The organism is Streptomyces sp. NPDC001373, from assembly GCF_042895815.1.
In the GTDB taxonomy this organism is placed as follows: domain Bacteria; phylum Actinomycetota; class Actinomycetes; order Streptomycetales; family Streptomycetaceae; genus Streptomyces.
Window position 1 is genome coordinate 876,728 of the sequence record NZ_JBIAWQ010000001.1, and the last position, 16,237, is coordinate 892,964.

Annotated in this window: 17 protein-coding genes and 1 riboswitch; of the genes, 9 read left to right on the top strand and 8 right to left on the bottom strand. The window is 72.1% G+C overall.

All coding sequences use genetic code 11. From position 1 onward, the window contains the following. The first annotated feature begins 14 nt into the window (after positions 1–14). The 7 genes from ACFY15_RS04305 to ACFY15_RS04335 all read left to right on the top strand — a co-directional run bounded on the left by ACFY15_RS04305 (position 15) and on the right by ACFY15_RS04335 (position 5,283). Entirely contained in the window at positions 15–896 is an 882-nt protein-coding gene (locus ACFY15_RS04305; protein WP_390824967.1) for an ROK family protein, read from the top strand. After that, entirely contained in the window at positions 893–1,645 is a 753-nt protein-coding gene (locus ACFY15_RS04310; protein ID WP_390824968.1) for a glycerophosphodiester phosphodiesterase, read from the top strand. Before ACFY15_RS04305 ends, ACFY15_RS04310 begins: the two co-directional genes overlap by 4 nt. Continuing rightward, a complete protein-coding gene (locus ACFY15_RS04315) occupies positions 1,569–2,273 on the top strand; it encodes a hypothetical protein (RefSeq protein ID WP_390824969.1) in 705 nt (234 codons plus the stop codon). The genes ACFY15_RS04310 and ACFY15_RS04315 overlap by 77 nt, the downstream gene beginning before the upstream one ends. A gap of 153 nt (positions 2,274–2,426) precedes the next feature. Then, positions 2,427–3,602, top strand: a complete 1,176-nt coding sequence (locus ACFY15_RS04320; protein ID WP_390824970.1) for a serine hydrolase — start codon at positions 2,427–2,429, stop codon at positions 3,600–3,602. An 89-nt stretch (positions 3,603–3,691) separates the two neighbouring features. Next, on the top strand, positions 3,692–4,111 hold the full coding sequence (locus tag ACFY15_RS04325) for a hypothetical protein (RefSeq protein WP_390824971.1): 420 nt from the start codon (positions 3,692–3,694) through the stop codon (positions 4,109–4,111). Positions 4,112–4,114: 3 nt separating this feature from the next. Then, positions 4,115–4,537: a thiol-disulfide oxidoreductase DCC family protein gene (locus ACFY15_RS04330; RefSeq protein ID WP_390687702.1), complete on the top strand. Its 423-nt coding sequence runs from the start codon at positions 4,115–4,117 to the stop codon at positions 4,535–4,537. Between the two features lie 11 nt (positions 4,538–4,548). Continuing rightward, positions 4,549–5,283 carry a TetR/AcrR family transcriptional regulator gene (locus ACFY15_RS04335; RefSeq protein ID WP_390687701.1) on the top strand — a complete coding sequence of 245 codons (735 nt, stop codon included), beginning with the start codon at positions 4,549–4,551 and terminating at the stop codon, positions 5,281–5,283. A gap of 25 nt (positions 5,284–5,308) precedes the next feature. On the opposite strand, the gene ACFY15_RS04340 is transcribed toward ACFY15_RS04335, so the two are convergent. After that, positions 5,309–6,544: an MFS transporter gene (locus ACFY15_RS04340; RefSeq protein ID WP_390824972.1), complete on the bottom strand. Its 1,236-nt coding sequence runs from the start codon at positions 6,542–6,544 to the stop codon at positions 5,309–5,311. A gap of 109 nt (positions 6,545–6,653) precedes the next feature. Between ACFY15_RS04340 and ACFY15_RS04345 the strand changes: the two genes are divergently transcribed. Beyond that, positions 6,654–7,190, top strand: a complete 537-nt coding sequence (locus ACFY15_RS04345) for a MarR family winged helix-turn-helix transcriptional regulator (protein WP_390687699.1) — start codon at positions 6,654–6,656, stop codon at positions 7,188–7,190. Here ACFY15_RS04345 and ACFY15_RS04350 read toward each other — a convergent pair. From ACFY15_RS04350 to ACFY15_RS04360, 3 genes are all read right to left on the bottom strand, one after another. After that, positions 7,177–8,742, bottom strand: coding sequence for an ABC transporter substrate-binding protein (locus tag ACFY15_RS04350; protein WP_390824973.1), 1,566 nt, complete (start codon positions 8,740–8,742; stop codon positions 7,177–7,179). The two genes, ACFY15_RS04345 and ACFY15_RS04350, sit on opposite strands and share 14 nt — an antisense overlap. A 118-nt stretch (positions 8,743–8,860) precedes the next feature. Then, positions 8,861–10,201 carry a metallophosphoesterase gene (locus tag ACFY15_RS04355; RefSeq protein WP_390824974.1) on the bottom strand — a complete coding sequence of 447 codons (1,341 nt, stop codon included), beginning with the start codon at positions 10,199–10,201 and terminating at the stop codon, positions 8,861–8,863. After that, on the bottom strand, positions 10,198–10,440 hold the full coding sequence (locus tag ACFY15_RS04360) for an SCO4848 family membrane protein (RefSeq protein WP_042811438.1): 243 nt from the start codon (positions 10,438–10,440) through the stop codon (positions 10,198–10,200). The genes ACFY15_RS04355 and ACFY15_RS04360 overlap by 4 nt, the downstream gene beginning before the upstream one ends. Positions 10,441–10,561: 121 nt before the next feature. Here ACFY15_RS04360 and ACFY15_RS04365 point away from each other — a divergent pair, with 121 nt between their 5' ends. Further along, positions 10,562–11,803, top strand: coding sequence for a D-alanyl-D-alanine carboxypeptidase family protein (locus tag ACFY15_RS04365; RefSeq protein ID WP_390824975.1), 1,242 nt, complete (start codon positions 10,562–10,564; stop codon positions 11,801–11,803). Here the strand turns inward: ACFY15_RS04365 and ACFY15_RS04370 are convergent. The 4 genes from ACFY15_RS04370 to glyA form a co-directional block, all read right to left on the bottom strand. After that, positions 11,763–12,761: a YihY/virulence factor BrkB family protein gene (locus ACFY15_RS04370; RefSeq protein WP_390824976.1), complete on the bottom strand. Its 999-nt coding sequence runs from the start codon at positions 12,759–12,761 to the stop codon at positions 11,763–11,765. The two genes, ACFY15_RS04365 and ACFY15_RS04370, sit on opposite strands and share 41 nt — an antisense overlap. 170 nt (positions 12,762–12,931) lie before the next feature. Continuing rightward, positions 12,932–13,519 (bottom strand): 2'-5' RNA ligase family protein, encoded by a 588-nt coding sequence (locus ACFY15_RS04375; RefSeq protein WP_390824977.1) that lies wholly within the window; start codon positions 13,517–13,519, stop codon positions 12,932–12,934. Positions 13,520–13,643: 124 nt separating this feature from the next. Then, positions 13,644–14,657: a tryptophan--tRNA ligase gene (trpS, locus tag ACFY15_RS04380; protein ID WP_390687693.1), complete on the bottom strand. Its 1,014-nt coding sequence runs from the start codon at positions 14,655–14,657 to the stop codon at positions 13,644–13,646. A gap of 106 nt (positions 14,658–14,763) precedes the next feature. Next, positions 14,764–16,032 (bottom strand): serine hydroxymethyltransferase, encoded by a 1,269-nt coding sequence (gene glyA, locus ACFY15_RS04385; RefSeq protein WP_390687692.1) that lies wholly within the window; start codon positions 16,030–16,032, stop codon positions 14,764–14,766. A gap of 35 nt (positions 16,033–16,067) precedes the next feature. Further along, positions 16,068–16,158: riboswitch (ZMP/ZTP riboswitch) on the bottom strand. Positions 16,159–16,237 lie beyond the last annotated feature (79 nt).

The window sequence follows — 16,237 nt, forward strand, 5'->3', positions numbered from 1 at the left end:
AGTACGCCGTCGCCGTGGACTTCGGCAAGACGCGGCTGCGTGTGGCCTTGGCCGACGGACAGGGGAGGACCTCACACGTACAGGAGGTGGACTCCAGGGGCTTCACCTCGTCCTCGGACATCACCGAGGCCGTCGTGAAGGGTGTCGAGCGCTTGCGGTCCGGCCTTGAGGGGCCGGGTCTGGGGCCGCTCACGGGGGTCGGAGTCGGCTCGACCGGGGCGGTGGACCCGGCAACGGGGACGGTACTCAGCAGCGGCAGCCTTCCCTACTTGCGGGACTACGACATGGCAGCGCAGCTCTCGGACCGGCTGGGGCTGCCTGTCAGCGTGGTCAACGACGTCAGTGCTCAGGGCCTCGGTGAAGCCGTATACGGCGGCCACGGCGAGGAGGACCGCGTCGCGTTCGTCAACTTCGGTACCGGTGTGGGTGTCGCCCTGGTCCAAGGCCGACGGCTGGACCTCGGGGCGCACGGATCGCTCGGACTGATCTCGGCGCTGCCACTCCCGCCCGACGGCCGCACCGTCAACCAGCGAGCGGGGGGCAAGGCCCTCGCTCCCTTCGTCGGCGAGGATCGTGTGGAAGGCCCGGAGTGCGACGCGGCCTGTCAGGGCGCGGTGGAGGCGGCTGCGCTGGTGATCGGCTTCGTCGCAGGGCTGTGTGATCCGCACTCCGTTGCGGTCGGTGGCGGTGTGTGGCTGCACAACGCGTGGTTCAGGGAGGGCGTCAAGGCCCGGCTGCACGAGGTGCTCAGCGGGCAGACGACCGGGTTGTCCGTCCCGCACGTGGTGACCGCCCGGCTGGGTGACCGCGCCGGACTGGTGGGTGCCGGTCACCTGGGCCTGGCCGCCGGGAAGTCGCCGGCATTCGGTGCGCGGGCCGTCACGGTGCGTCCGTGACGGGACTGGTACCGGAAATCGTCGTCCACGACGTGTGCCTCGACGATGCCGCCGTGCTCCGCGGCACGGGCTGCGTGGCGGAGGTGGACGTTGCGTGCACGCAAGACGGGGTCGCCGTGGTCCTGCCGTGCGCGGCGCACCTCGCCAAGGAGACCGCGCTGCGGACCGTCGCCGACGCATCGGCCGAGGCCCTGGACCCGGCTGCGTTCCCGCCCGTCGAGGCGGCGTTGGCCACGCTCGGAGCGCTCGGCCTGCCCGTCGTCGTGGACCTGAAGGCCGGGCCCGGCGAAGAAGCGCGCACTGCGGCCGCCATGCTCGCGCAGGTGCCCCGGCCTGGGAACACACGGGTCATCGGCTTCAACCACCGCGTGGTACGGCTGGTCTCGGCCCAGTGGGGAGCGGCCGCGTGCGGGGCCCTGTTCGCCGGTTTGCCGATGGATGTCGCAGCCATGGCCACCGCGGCCGGATCCGGCTGGGTGGTCATGCAGAGCCGGTTCCTGGAGCCGGGATTGTGCTCGGAACTGCGCGCCCGGGGCATTCGGACGATGACCTTCGCGGCGTCCACACAGAAGCGGTGGGAGGAAGCGCTGGCCTCGGGTGCCGACAGTGCCATGGCCGAACTGGAGATCGCCACCGCCGCCGCAGGCGGCACATCGACCACAGGGGGAAGGGTTGAGCCAGGGAGTCCCGCAGAGCCGTCAGCCGCACACGCCGACGCGTCCGGGTGCCACCGTCCACAGCGACGCTGAGCTGGAACTCATCGGCGCCGCGCTGATAGCCGAGTACGAGGTGCTGCGCGAGGAAATAGGCCGCTATCAGGACCATCAGAAGCAGATCATGAACTTCGCCTTCATGGTGTCTGCGGCCATGGCCGCTCTGGCCCAGCCGCTGTTCAACGATTCCGGTCCGAAGGCGGAGAACATCCGCTCGGTACTGCTGTACTTCCCTCCGCTCTTCGCGATGCTCGCCGGTCTGTACTCGGATCGCACCATTCGAATCCTGCGACTGGCCGGGTACATCAACAACCATCTGCGCCGCAAGCTCGCCTCGCTGGTGTCCATGCATGTGTGGCAGTGGGAGGTCTACAAGGGGAGCCGGGCCCGCGGTGGCCATCCCTTCGCCTACACGCTGGACAAGGTCCGTTGGCTCGTGTTCGTCCTGCCGGGTGTCGGGTCGGCCGGTCTCTACTTCTGGCTGGGCGGCAACCTGGCCGGCTGGCGCTCGCGGTTCGGTCTGGCGGTCTCCGTCCTCGGTGTCGCCGCAGCCGTCCTGATCATGTTCCTGGCCGAGGAGACCAAGGGCGTGGGCACGCTCGACGAACCCGATCTCGACGCCCTCGACCACAGTCTGGTGCGTACGCCTCCCTCTCCGGAGTGACGGAGCAGCAGCCGGGCCTCGGGCGTTGCCGGGGCGAGCGGGTGGCAGCCTTGCCGGCGTCACTCCCCCGGCGGCTGCGGGCGGGCCGGGGGCCGGGGGCGGGTCTAGCCTCCGAAACGGGAGGGGAGCTCCTCCGACCCGCAGGGAGGCCCCGTGCGCCGTTGTTCCGCGAAGCCCGCGCTGCTGCTCACGATGGTCCTCGGTGCCGCGCTGCTGTCCGGCTGCGGGTCGACCCCGGCCGTGGGGGACGGGCCGGGCTGCCCGGCCGGGCAGGTCTCCCGGGGCGGTACCTGCCTGCCGGGGGACGCCGCCGGCTTCGCCGGGCGGCAGGTGCGGGAGTCTCTGGCAAAGTACCGTCTCACCGCCTCCATGGCCGAGGTGTGGAGCGGCGGCGAGCGGGTCGCCTCCGTCGCGGCCGGGGAGTCGATGGCCGGGATCCCCGCCACCCCGGACATGCGCTTCCGCAACGGCGCCGTCGCGATCCCCTACCTGACGACCGCCCTGCTGAAGCTGGTCGACGAGGGCCGGGTCTCCCTGGACGACAGCATCTCCCGCTGGCGCCCCGACCTGCCCCACGCGGACGCGATCACCCTGCGGATGCTGGCCTCCACCACCTCCGGCTACGCCGACTACGTCCGGGACCCGAGGTTCGTCGCCGCCCTGTACGAGAACCCGTTCCGGCAGTGGACGCCGCAGGAGCTCGTGCGCATGTCCGTGGACCGGCCGCTGGTGCGGGAGCCCGGCTCGGGCTTCGCGTACTCGCACGCCAACTGGCAGATCCTGGGCGACGTCATCGCCCGGGTACGGGACAGGCCGCTGGCCGAGGTGATGCGCGAGGAGATCATCGAACCGCTGGGGCTGACCGGGACCGCCAACCCGACCACCGCCGAGATCCCCCCGCCGGTGCTGCACGCCTTCGACAACGAGCGCAAGGTCTTCGAGGACTCCACGTACTGGGACCCGTCGTGGACGCTGGCGCCCGGGGCGGTGATGACGTCCACGATGGCGGACATGGCCACGTCCTTCGCGGCGATCGGAGACGGGAAACTGCTGAGCCCGCGCTCCCACAAGGCTCAGCTCGCCCCGGTCTCGACGATCGCGCCCGGGACCTCGTACGCCCTGGGCCTGGTCGTGCAGAACGGCTGGATCCTGCAGAACCCGTCCTTCGCCGGGTACGCGGCGACCGTGGCCTACCTGCCGGCGAAGAAGCTCGCGATCGCGACGGTGTCCACCCAGGGCCGGGGCAGCACGGTCCAGAACCCCAGCACGGACGTCCTGGTCGCCCTCGCGAACCACCTCGCCCCGGACCACCCCCTGAAACTCCGCTGATCCCGGCGCGAACCAGGCTTGAACATGTTCAAAACAAGGTCTACAGTCAGGGCCGTCAGCAGTTGAACGCGTTCAAAGGGGCTGGGGCAATGGACCTCACCGTGGTCGCCTACGTCATCTACCTGCTCATCAGCATCGGGCTCACGATCTGGGTGGCCCGCACCCTCAGCCGCAACGGGCGGATCTTCATCGCCGACGTGCTCCAGGGCAACGAGAAGCTCGCCGAGGCCGTGAACCACCTGCTGGTCGTCGGGTTCTACCTCGTGAACATCGGCTTCGTGACCCTCTACCTGCGCTCGACCGAGACCGTGCTCGAAGCGCGCGGGCTCTTCGAGGCCCTGTCGGTGAAGCTCGGCGTGGTCCTGCTGGTGCTCGGCGTCATGCACCTCGGAAACGTCTGGGTGCTGAGCCGGATGCGCCGCCGCGGGATCATGGAGCGGCAGGCCGCGCTGCACCCGCCGGTGCCGCCGGTCGCCCCGCAGGGGTGGACCGCTCCGGCCGGGGCCTGAGCCGTGGCCCAGCGGGCCGGCGTCCGGCACCTGACCGTCCTCTACGACCGCGACTGCCCGGTGTGCGTGCACATCCGGAACTGGCTGGGCCGACAGCGCCGGCTGGTCCCGCTGCGGCTGGTGCCGGCCGCATCCGCCGAGGCCTGGCGGAGGTTCCCGAAACTGGCGCACGCCCGGACCCTCCGGGAGATCACCGTGATCGGGGACCAGGGGCAGGTGTGGTGGGGGACGGACGCCCTCATCGTGTGCCTCTGGGCACTGGCCGACCACCGGGCGAAGGCCGACGGGCTGGCCACCCCGGCCGGCCGCCCCTTCGCCAGGGCGGCCCTGTACACGGCCGCCGCCGTCCGGCACGCGGTCCGTACCAAGTCCGAAGCGGAGCCCGGCGAACCGGCCTGTGACAAGCAGTGCTCCGCCTCCCGATAAGGTCGGACACCGTGACAGATCAGAAGGCTCCCAAGAGCGAGCAGACCCGCACGCTCATCCTCGAGACCGCGCTCCGGCTGTTCCAGGAGCGCGGGTTCGACAAGACGACCATGCGGGCCATCGCCAAGGAGGCGGGGGTCTCGGTCGGCAACGCCTACTACTACTTCGAGTCGAAGGAGCACCTGGTCCAGGGGTTCTACGACCGGATCGGCGCGGCCCACCAGGCCGCGGTCCGGCCGATCCTGGACCGGGAGCCCGATCTCCAGAAGCGGCTCGCCGGGGTGCTGACGAGCTGGCTCGACATCGCGGCGCCCTACCACGAGTTCGCCTCGCAGTTCTTCAAGAACGCGGCGGACCCGGAGAGCCCGCTCAGCCCGTTCTCCCCGGAGTCGGAGCCGGCGCGGCAGGCGGCCATCGGCATCCACCGCGAGGTGCTCGCCGGGGCGAAGACCAAGGTTCCGGACGAACTGGCCGACGTCCTGCCGGAGCTGATGTGGCTCTCGCAGATGGGCCTGGTGCTGTACTGGGTCTTCGACCGCTCGCCGGAGAGCGAGAAAACCCGCCGGCTCGCCGAGCGCGGCGCGCAGCTGACCACGCGGGGCATCGTCCTGGCCCGGTTCCGGGTGCTGCGGCCGCTGGTGCGCGAGGTGCACGAGCTGTTCGCGGACTTCCTGCCGGGCATGGCCCGGACGGCGGTGTCGCGGGGCGGGAAGCGGGCCTCGGACCCGAGGCCCGAGGAGGACTGAGCGGAGCGGCCCCCGGCTGCCGCGGTCAGGAGCCGAGAACCAGGAGGGTGGCGACCGCCGGGCCGAAGGCGCCGCCGAGCTGGTAGCAGAGGGTGAACAGGCCGATGGCGCTCGGCCGGTGGGCCTCGTCGGGAGCGGAGGCCACGGCGTGGGTCGACAGGACGCCGTTGGCGCCGGTGGCGGTGAACACGCCCACCCCGGTGGCCACCACCAGCAGCGGGCCGGAGGAGGCGAGGATCCCGGTGAGCGCGGCGGCGGCCCCCGCCGCGACGAGCACCGTACGGACGGCCGCGCGCCCCATCCGGGCCGAGGCGGCGGCCAGCGGCCAGGACAGGGCGGACCCGGCGAGCAGGGCGAGCAGCTGCCAGGCCCCGGCGGAGGCGGCGTCCCACCCGGCGCGGTCGGCGAGCAGCCGGGGCGCCGAGAAGAGCAGGGTGAAGTAGGAGGCCGACAGGGCCAGCGCGAGCAGCGCCGAGACCACGAACACGGGCCGGCGCAGCAGGGCGACGGGCACGAACCCGTCGGGGCGGCGACGTACGTGCAGGGTGAGCAGGACGGCGGCGACGAGGGCGACACACAGGGCGGCGAGCGGCTGGGTCGGCAGCAGTACGAGGGCCGTGGCGAGCCCGGTCAGCAGGGCGGCGCCGTGTGCGTCGAAGCGGCCCGCGGGGGCGGGCGCCCCGCCGCCGGCGCGGCGCAGGACGACGGGCACCGCCAGCAGGGAGACCGCCTGGACGGCGAGCGCGAGCCGCCAGGAGGCGCCGTCCGCGAGGGTCCGGCCCAGCAGCGGCCCGGAGGCGCCGAGCATGCCGAAGCCCGCGCTGATCACGCCCATCCGGCGGGCGGAGCCGGCGAGGCTCATCGCCGCCGCCACCAGCCCGGCGCCGCCGGCGGCCTGGGCGCAGCGGCCGATCAGCGTGAGCGGGAGCCAGGGGGAGGCGGCGACGAGCAGGGTGCCGGCCAGCACGAGGGCGGTGGCCAGCCGCAGTGCCGCGGCCAGGCCCCGGCGGCGCAGCAGCCCGGCGATCAGGGGGGTGCCGACGGCCATGGCCCAGCCGAAGGCGATGAGCAGCCAGGCGGCGGTGCCGTCGGCGACCCCGAGGGAGCGGGCCATGTCCGGAAGGATCAGCACCGGCGCGTTGGCCCCGGCGGCGATGGGGGTGGCCAGCAGGGCGAGCCAGAGGACGGGGACGGGGGCGGGGGACGTGCTCCTGGTGCTCCTGGTGCCCCTGTTACTGCTGGTGGTGGCGGTGACCGTCATGGACGACCCACTCCCCTTCACGTCTCAACCTTGACAATCTCAACGTTGAGATAAAAACAGGCAGACCCCTTCAACGTCAAGTGTCTTAACGTTGAGGTATTCTCAGGGTATGGAAGAGGCCCGTGAAGACCAGGACATGGTGGCCGCCGTCGTCGGCCAGTGGGAGAGGGAGCGCCCCGACCTCACGGAGGCGATGTGGCCGGTCGAGGTGCTGGCCCGGATCCAGCGCATGAACCGGACCATCGACAAGCACCTCAAGACCTTCACCGCCGAACGCGGCCTGGAAGTGGGCGAATTCGACGTACTGGTCACCCTGCGCCGGTCGGGCCCGCCGTACGCGCTGACGGCGGGCGCGCTGATCCCGGCCGCCATGGTGACCTCGGGCGCGATCACCAACCGGATCGACCGCCTGGAGGCCAAGGGTCTGGTCGAACGGGTCCGCGACGACGCCGACCGCCGCTCGGTGCGGATCCGCCTGACCGACAAGGGTCGCGCCCTGGCCGACTCCGTCATAGAAGAGCACCTGGCCCAGTACGCGCGGCTACTGGCCCCCCTGGACCGCGCGGACTGCGACGCGCTGGCCGCCGCCCTGCGCACGCTGCTGGTGGCCCACGGGGACACCATCGCGCCGCCTAGAGCCAGTTGAGCTCCCACAGGCGCCATACGCCCGTGCCGTCGGAGAGGTACTGGAGACCGGTGACGGCCTCGCGGGACAGGACGTAGTCCTTCTTCTGCCAGATCGGCAGCATCGGGATCTGCTGCGACACCACCCGCTGGAGCTCGCGGAAGTCGTTGGCGGCCTCCGCGCGGTTCTGGAAGGACTGGCTGCGGGCGATGAGGTCGTCGACGGCCTTGTCGGAGAAGCCGTTGTTCATGCTGGAGTCCTTGCCGACCAGCGGGGCGAGGAAGTTGTCCGCGTCCGGGAAGTCGGCGATCCAGCCGATCGTGTAGGCGTCGAACTCGCCCGCCGCGTAGGCCTTCTGGAAGTCCTCCCACGCCTCGACCGGCTTGATCTTCAGCTGGAACAGGCCGGTCGACTCCAGCTGCCGCCTGATCTCCTCGGCCTCGGCCAGGTTCGGGCCGCGCGTGTTGACCCCGAGGGTGACGGAGACCGGCGTGGCGACGCCCGCGTCCGCGAGGAGCTTGCGGGCCGTCGTGCCGTTGGGCGCCGGGTAGGTGTCGAAGAACGGCGTGCTGTGCCCGGCGATCCCGGCCGGAACGAGGGAGTAGAGCGGGGTGACGGTGCCCTTGTGGACGTCAGTGGCGATCTTCGACCGGTCCAGCGCGGCGGCCACGGCCTGGCGGACGGCCGGCTTCTGGACCGACGAGCCGGGGCGCACGTTGAAGACGATGTGGCGCGCCTCCGTACCGCCCGAGGTCTGGTAGCGGGTGTCCTTCAGGCCGGGGTTGAGGCCCGCGAGCACCGCCGGGGGCATGTCCCGGTGGGCGACCTCGATCTGGTGGTCGCGCCACGCCTGGTCCAGCTGGGCGGAGTCCTTGTAATAGCGGACGGTGACCGCCACGTTGGCGGGCTTGGCCTGGCCCCGGTACGCCGGGTTGGGCTTGAGCTCGGCGGTCGTACGGGCCTTGTAGCCGGTCAGGGTGAAGGGGCCCGTGCCGTCGGCCTTGCCGTCCTCGCGCAGCGCCTTGGCCGGGTACCGCTCCTTGTCCACGATCGAGGCGGCACCCGTCGCGATCTTGAAGGGGAAGGTGGCGTCGGGGGCGGAGAGGGTGAAGGTGACCGTGCGGCCCTCGGCCTTGACCGACTCCAGGGTGTTGAAGAGCGGGGCCGGGCCCTGGTCGGAGTTGATCTGCTTGATGCGGTCGAAGGAGAACTTCACGTCCTCGGCGGTGACCTGGCGGCCTCCGCCGAAGGTGAGGTCGGGGCGCAGCTCGCACCGGTAGGCGGTCAGCTTCTGCCCGACGAACGCGCAGGAGGACGCGGCGTCCGGGACCGGGGTGTCGGAGCCGGGCTTGATGGTCAGCAGCGACTGGTAGACGTTGCTGTACAGGGCCCAGGAGCCGGCGTCGTAGGCGCCCGCCGGGTCCAGCGCGGAGACGGTGTCGGTGGTCCCGACGCGGATCGCGCCGTGCTGCTCGCCGCCCACGGGCAGCAGCTGCCAGGCTGCCACTCCGCCCGCCACAGCGAGGACCAGACCGGCCGCGACCACCTTCGAGCGGACAGACCCCAACCCCATCCCCATGCCCCCCGACCCCCGGAATGCGAACGACCGATCCGACTATCGGACGGCCGTCGGCCACCCAATCACGGAAAACCAGCCACGGGAAGAGTCGCGATGCCCTGGTCGGACAGGGTCAGGCCTGGTATGAGGCGAGTTCGACGACCGTGATGTCGGACGGCGCGCCAACGCGGACCGGCGGCCCCCAGGCGCCCGCGCCACGGGACACGTACAGCTGGGTGTCCCCGTAGCGTTCCAGGCCCGCGACGGTCGGGTTGGCGAGTTCGGCGAGGTAGTTGCCGGGCCAGAGCTGGCCGCCGTGGGTGTGGCCCGAGAGCTGGAGGTCCACGCCGTGGCGGACGGCCTCGTCGATCACGATCGGCTGGTGGGCGAGGAGCACGGAGGTGCGGGAGCGGTCGCGGTCGCCGAGTGCCGCCTGGAAGTCGGGGCCCTTGCCCTCCTTCTCCCCCTGGACGTCGTTGACGCCGGCGAGGTCGAAGTGGGGCAGCTCGCGGCGGGCGTTCTCCAGGGGGGTCAGGCCGAGTTCGCGGACGTGGTCGACCCACTGCTGGGCGCCCGAGAAGTACTCGTGGTTGCCGGTGACGAAGAAGCTGCCGTGGCGGGCGCGCAGTTCGCGCAGCGGTTCGGCGGCGGGGCCGAGGTCGTGGACGTTCCCGTCGACGAGGTCCCCGACGACGGCGATGAGGTCGGGCTGGGTGCGGTTGACGGTGTCGACGATGCGCCGGGTGTGTGCGCGGCCGAGGACCGGGCCGAGGTGGACGTCGCTGACGACGGCGATCCTGAACCCGTGCGCGGCGCGGGGCAGCTTGGCGAGGGGCACCTGGACCCGCTTGACGCGCGGTCCGCGCAGGACTCCGTAGGTCCCGGTCCCGACCGTCAGCCCGGCGGCGGCGACGGCGGCCCCGCCGACGGTCCGCGCGACGAACACCCGCCGGGTGACCCCGTCGGCGGGGGCGGCGTCGGGGCTCCGTCCGGGCTCGGCGTCGGGCGCGGGCGGGGCCACCGTCGGCAGTACGTCGGGCTCGGCCGCGGGCGGGGCACCCGCCGGGGATGCGCCGGCCCCGCGCGCCGCGGGGACGTGGGAGGCGCGGCCCGCGGCCACTTCGGCGGCGGCCTCGCCCGTCCGGACGGCGCTCCGGGCCAGGCGTCGGAGCCACAGGCGTCGGACGGGCTCCGCCACCAGCATCGCCAGCGTCAGGTACAGCAGGACCGCGAGCCACATGAAGCCGGGCCAGGCCACCAGCCGCTGGAGCCAGAACGGGGCGCCGGCGCGGCCCGCCGTCAGGGCGGCCAGCGACAGCAGCGGCAGGACGAGGGCGAGGGCCGTCCCGGTGCGGCGCGCGGGCCCGCCCGGGCGGGTGGTGTCGCGGACCAGTCGCACCCACAGCCACCGATGGACCAGCCCCAGCAGCGCCAGGACCGCGACGACGGCCACAATCACCACAAACACGGTCATCGTGATGCGCGCCTCAGTACGAGGAGGCTGCGCAACCCGATCACACCGACGGCCGTCCCCAGGAGGAAGGACGTCACCGCGAGGAGGAGGTGGACCCAGAAGTAAGCCGTGGGCCGACCGTCATCGAAAGCCAGACCGCTGGCGTCATTGAAGAGGTTCTTGACGAACGTGGACCAGATCACCCAGGACCAAGCTCCGAACGCTGCGAGGAACCAGGACGCGGTGCGGCTGAGTTTCATGTCCCCAGTATCGGATTCGTCCCCGGGACGGACGCGGCGGGGTGGGCCGTACCGGGGGAGGTTCTCCCCGGTTGGCCGGTCCCGGACGCCGGGCAGTCCATCGGCATGTACGTTCACCTGCGTGTCTGCCAAGAAGACCGCACTGACGGTCCTTTCCGCCGCGCTGCTGGTTCCGGCGGTGCTCGTCCCGTCCTCGACCGCGCACGCCGCGCCGACGCCGCCGGCGGACGGGAAGGGAAGACCGCAGGCCCCGGTGGCGCCCGCACCGCCTCCGTCGATGTCCACGGTCGGCGGCGCACGGCTCGGCCAGCCCGGCACCCAGGTGAACCTGCTGCCCGGCGCGCCCGCGCTCCCCGCGAACCTCAGCGGCCGGTCCTGGATCGTGGCGGACGCGGAGACCGGCGAGGTGCTCGCGGCCCACAACGCGCACTGGCGGCTGCCCCCGGCCTCCACCATGAAGATGCTCTTCGCCGACACCGTGCTGCCCGCCCTCCCCAAGGACCAGGTGCACCACGTCACCGACCAGGACATGGACGGCGTCGGCCCGGGCAGCAGCCTGGTCGGCGTCAAGGAGGACCACGACTACTCCGTCCACGACCTGTGGCTGGGGGTGTTCCTGCGCTCCGGGAACGACGCGGTACACGTACTTTCGGCCATGAACGGCGGCGTCGAGAAGACCGTCAAGGACATGCAGGCGCACGCCGAGGAACTCCAGGCCCTGGACACCCACGTGGTCTCGCCGGACGGGTACGACGCCCCCGAGCAGGTGTCGAGCGCGTACGACCTCACGCTCATCGCCCGCTCCGGGCTCCAGAAGCAGGACTTCCGCGAGTACTGCGGCACGTCCGAGGCCCGGTTCCCGGGCCGTCAGGAGCCGGGCCGGCCGCGCGAGTACTTCGAGATCCAGAACACCAACCGGCTGATGACCGGCGCCGGCGGCATCACCCCGTACAAGGGCATCGCCGGGGTGAAGAACGGCAACACGACCATGGCCGGCTCGACCTTCACCGGCGCGGCCCAGCGGGGGAACAAGAAGCTGCTGGTCACGGTGATGAACCCGGACCACGGCGGGCTCAACACGGTCTACGAGGAGACCGCCGGCCTCTTCGACTGGGGCTTCGCCGCGCTCGGCAAGGTCAAGCCGGTCGGTGAGCTGGTGCCCCCGAAGAGCGCGGACACCAGGCCCTTCGGCTCCCCCGCCCAGACCCACGCGAACACCCCCGCGGCGGCCGGCCCGCCCGCGGGCGGGGGCAGCGGCCTCGGCACGGCGCTCGGCATCGCGGGCGGGGCGCTGGCGGTGGTGGCGGGCGGGGCCTTCGTGGTCAACCGGCGCTGGCCGCGCGGCCGCCGGAGCCAGGGGTAGGCGGCCGGGAGCCCGCCCCGGCACGGCCCTCCGCTTCCGGCGCCGCCCCTTCCGGAGCTTCGTCCTCCGCCGCCCCGGCCCGGGCCGTTTCCTCCTGCCGCTCCTCCCCGTCGTCGCGGGCGGCGGTCCAGGCGGCGCAGAACAGGAGCAGCTTCGCCGTGAAGTTGATCCACAGCAGCAGGGCGACCGGCACGCCGAAGGCCCCGTACATGCTCTTGCCGGCGACCCCCCGCATATAGCCGCTGAGCAGCAGTTTCAGGAGTTCGAAGCCCGCGGCGCCGATCAGCGCCGCCTGGAGGAGGCGACTGCGCGACGGCTCGACGCCGGGCAGCAGGGTCAGCAGGTAGAGCAGGAGCAGGAAGGCCGCCAGGACGCCGACGAGGAAGGCCCCGGAGCGCAGCAGCGCCCCGCCCGCGCCCTCGCGGGGAATGCCGAAGACCTCCGCGGACTTGCCGACCGCGCTGGCCCCGATGGTCGACGCGGCGGCCGAGGCCAGGGCGGCTCCGCCGAGGCCGAGCAGGACGAGGGCGTCCTTGCCCTTGCGGACGATCGGGTTGCCCGTGTCCTCGTCGTCCTTCTCCCATACCGCGCGCAGGCAGTCGCGCATCGAGCCGACCCAGCCGATGCCGGTGAGGAGCAGGAGCGCGCCGGCGACGAGGCCGACGGCCCCCGCGTTGGCGACGAGGCCGGGGAGGTCGAGCTGGTCGGAGATGCCGGGGACCTGCTCGGCGAGGCGCTTCTGGAGCTCGTCGAGCTGCTCCTGGCTGAGCAGTGCGGCGCCGACGGCGGCGGCGAGGGTGATCAGCGGGAAGAGCGCCAGGAAACTGATGAAGGTGATCGCGGCGGCGAGCCGGGACCAGTGCACGCGGTCGAGGCGCTCGTACGAACGCCAGGCGTGGGTCCGCAGGACGGCCGCCACGAGCGGGCCGATCACCGGGAGTTTCTTCAGCCAGTCCATGGGGGCCACCGTAATTGAGCTGCCGGAAATAGCCGATATTGCCGCTTTCGGGCATTACGGTCGTCGATTGTGACTTTTCGCCCTGTGTCGTCCCGACCGTTCCACGCCCTGGCCCTGAGGAGGATCCGCTTCCACACCTTCCGTGCGGTCCGGGGTCTGCGGCGGGCGCGTCAGGACCGCCGTATGGCGGTGTCCGCGGCGGCCGGGCCCGACTGTGCGGGGACGGCGGTCGCGGCGGTGCCGAAGGGGTACTCGCGCAGCTTGCGCCAGACCCCGTCCGAGCCCTGCTCGTAGAGGGCGAAGCCCTCGCAGTGCCAGTCGGCGGCGTAGTCGGCGAGCTCGGTGAAGGCCCGGTCCATCGCCTCTTCGGAGATCCCGTGGGCGACCGTGACGTGCGGGTGGTACGGGAAGGCCAGCTCGCGGCTGAGCGGCCCCTCGGGGTCGCGGATGCGGCCCTGGAGGCTGGTGCAGCCCTCGATCCCCTCGGCGAGCCGGACGAAGACGACCGGCGAGAGGGGCCGGAAGGTGCCCGTCCCCTCCAGGCGCATCGCGAAGGAGGGGAAGGACCGCGCGACCTCCGCGAGGTGCGCGCGGATCGCCGGCAGCCGGCCGGCCTCCACCTCGGTGGGCGGTACGAGGGTGACGTGCGTGGGGATGCCGTGCGCGGCGGCGTCCCCGAAGCCGGCGCGCAGCTGCTGGATCTGGCTGCCGTACGGCTCCGGGACCGCGATCGAAACGCCGAGCGTGACGGTCCCCACGTGATCTCCTCCGCGCGTGCTGGTGAGTGGTCGCGTCGATGTGGTCGCATCGACGGAGTCGCAGCGAGTGCTGCCGCCTCAGTGTGGCGGCAGCACCCCCTCGGCCGCCAGGGGCCTCGGTCCGTCAGTGCTTGGCGGGCACGAAACCGATCCGGTCGTAGGCCTGCGCCAGGGTCTCCGCGGCGACCGCCCGCGCCTTCTCCGCGCCCTTGGCCAGCACGGCGTCCAGGGTCTCCGGGTCGTCCAGGAACTCCTGGGTGCGCTGCCGGAAGGGTGTGACGAAATCGACCATCACGCCGGCGAGGTCGGTCTTGAGCGCGCCGTAGCCCTTGCCCTCGTACGCGGCCTCCAGGGCGGGGATGGACTCGCCCGTGAGGGTGGAGTAGATCGTGAGCAGGTTGCTGACGCCGGGCTTCTTCTCGGCGTCGAAGCGGATCTCGGCCTCGGTGTCGGTGACCGCGCTCTTGATCTTCTTCTCGGTGGCCTTGGGCTCGTCGAGGAGGCTGATCAGGCCCTTGGGGGAGGACGCGGACTTCGACATCTTGATCGTCGGGTCCTGGAGGTCGTAGATCTTCGCGACCTCCTTGACGATGTGCGCGGCGGGGAGGGTGAAGGTCCGGCCGTAGCGGTGGTTGAACCGCTCGGCGAGGTCGCGGGTCAGCTCCACGTGCTGGCGCTGGTCCTCGCCGACGGGGACGGCGTTGGCCTGGTAGAGCAGGATGTCGGCGACCTGGAGGATCGGGTACGTGAACAGGCCGACGCTGGCGCTGTTGACCCCGCCCTTGGCGGACTTGTCCTTGAACTGGGTCATCCGGCTGGCCTCGCCGAAGCCGGTGATGCAGTTCATGACCCAGGCGAGCTGGGCGTGCTCCGGGACGTGGCTCTGGATGAAGAGCGTGCAGCGCTCGGGGTCCAGGCCGGCGGCGAGGAGCTGCGCGGCGGAGAGGCGGGTGTTCGCGCGGAGGTCCTTGGGATCCTGCGGCATGGTGATCGCGTGCAGGTCGACGACCATGTAGAAGGCGTCGTGCGTCTCCTGGAGGGCGACGTACTGGCGGATCGCTCCGAGGTAGTTCCCGAGGTGGAACGAACCGGAGGTGGGCTGGATGCCGGAGAGCGCGCGAGGACGATCAGAAGCCATGGGGCCATTCTCTCAGGTAACGGCGCGGTCTCGGGCCATGCTCCCGAACCCGGGCCCGATCGCCGACGGGGGCCGGTACCCGCCCCCGCCGACGACCGGGGCGGGCCTAGGCCGACGGGAGGCCGGGGGCGGGGTGGGCGGACAGGAGCTCCGCCACCTCCGCGCGGATCTTCGCCAGGGCCGGCTCGTCGGACGCGGCCGCGGCGTCCACCGCGCGGGAGATCCAGTCGGCGACCGCCGGCATGTGCTCCGTCGACAGCCCGCGGGAGGTCAGGGACGGCGTCCCGATGCGGATGCCCGACGGGTCGAACGGCTTGCGCGGGTCGAACGGGACCGTGTTGTAGTTGACCACGATGCCCGCGCGGTCCAGCGCCTTGGCCGCCACCTTGCCCGGCACCCCGCGCGAGGTGAGGTCCATCAGGATCAGGTGGTTGTCCGTGCCGCCCGAGACGAGGTCGAAGCCCCGCTCCAGCAGCGCCGCGGCCAGCGCCTTGGCGTTGGCGACGACCGCGTGGGCGTAGGCGGTGAAAGACGGCTGGGCCGCCTCGTGCAGGGCCACCGCGATGCCCGCCGTCGTCTGGTTGTGCGGGCCGCCCTGGAGGCCGGGGAAGACCGCCTTGTCGATGGCCTTCGCGTGCTCCTCCTTGCACATCAGCATCGCGCCGCGAGGTCCGCGCAGGGTCTTGTGGGTCGTCGTGGAGACCACGTCGGCGTACGGGACCGGTGAGGGGTGGGCGCCGCCCGCGACGAGGCCCGCGATGTGGGCGATGTCCGCGACCAGGATCGAGCCCGCCTCCTTCGCGATCGAGGCGAAGGCCTCGAAGTCGATCGTGCGGGGCAGCGCGGTGCCGCCGCAGAAGAGGATCTTCGGGCGCTCCGCCAGGGCCAGGTCGCGCACCGCGTCGTAGTCGATCAGGCCGTCCTCGGCGCGCACGCCGTACTGGACGCCGCGGAACCAGGAGCCCGTCGCCGAGACGCCCCAGCCGTGCGTGAGGTGCCCGCCCATCGGCAGGGCCATGCCCATCACGGTGTCGCCGGGCTTCGCGAAGGCCAGGTAGACGGCCAGGTTCGCCGGGGAGCCGGAGTACGGCTGGACGTTCGCGTGCTCCGCACCGAACAGGCCCTTGGCCCGCTCGACGGCCAGGGCCTCGATCCGGTCGATGTTCTGCTGGCCCTCGTAGTAGCGGCGGCCCGGGTAGCCCTCGCTGTACTTGTTCTGCAGGACCGTCCCGGAGGCCTCCAGGACCGCCGCGGAGACGTAGTTCTCGCTGGGGATCAGGCGCAGGGTCTCGGCCTGGAGGGTCTCCTCGGCGGAGACGAGCGAGGCGAGTTCGGGGTCGGTGGCGAGCAGGGCGGGCTGGCGGTGCGCGGTCATCGCGGCTCCTCCGGGGTCGATGTCAGGTCTCGTCCCCGCGAGGCCCAGGCGAGCGGCCCTGTGTGCGGTGGTCCGCGCACGGCTCCCCCGGAGTTGGTTCCCCGTACGCCAGTCGCCGTGCGTACCGAACACCTTAGCGGGCGCGGCGCCCCGGAGGTTTCCGCGTCCACGATCCGAGCGACGATACAAAGGACGCCACCCATGT

What these genes read in the sequence shown, in the direction of transcription:
- ACFY15_RS04325 (WP_390824971.1), top strand. Translation starts at nt 3,692, where the DNA reads ATGGACCTCACCGTGGTCGCCTACGTCATCTACCTGCTCATCAGCATC.
- ACFY15_RS04340 (WP_390824972.1), bottom strand. Translation starts at nt 6,544, where the DNA reads ATGACGGTCACCGCCACCACCAGCAGTAACAGGGGCACCAGGAGCACC.
- ACFY15_RS04345 (WP_390687699.1), top strand. Translation starts at nt 6,654, where the DNA reads ATGGAAGAGGCCCGTGAAGACCAGGACATGGTGGCCGCCGTCGTCGGC.
- ACFY15_RS04350 (WP_390824973.1), bottom strand. Translation starts at nt 8,742, where the DNA reads ATGGGGTTGGGGTCTGTCCGCTCGAAGGTGGTCGCGGCCGGTCTGGTC.
- ACFY15_RS04355 (WP_390824974.1), bottom strand. Translation starts at nt 10,201, where the DNA reads ATGACCGTGTTTGTGGTGATTGTGGCCGTCGTCGCGGTCCTGGCGCTG.
- ACFY15_RS04360 (WP_042811438.1), bottom strand. Translation starts at nt 10,440, where the DNA reads ATGAAACTCAGCCGCACCGCGTCCTGGTTCCTCGCAGCGTTCGGAGCT.
- ACFY15_RS04370 (WP_390824976.1), bottom strand. Translation starts at nt 12,761, where the DNA reads ATGGACTGGCTGAAGAAACTCCCGGTGATCGGCCCGCTCGTGGCGGCC.
- trpS (WP_390687693.1), bottom strand. Translation starts at nt 14,657, where the DNA reads ATGGCTTCTGATCGTCCTCGCGCGCTCTCCGGCATCCAGCCCACCTCC.
- glyA (WP_390687692.1), bottom strand. Translation starts at nt 16,032, where the DNA reads ATGACCGCGCACCGCCAGCCCGCCCTGCTCGCCACCGACCCCGAACTC.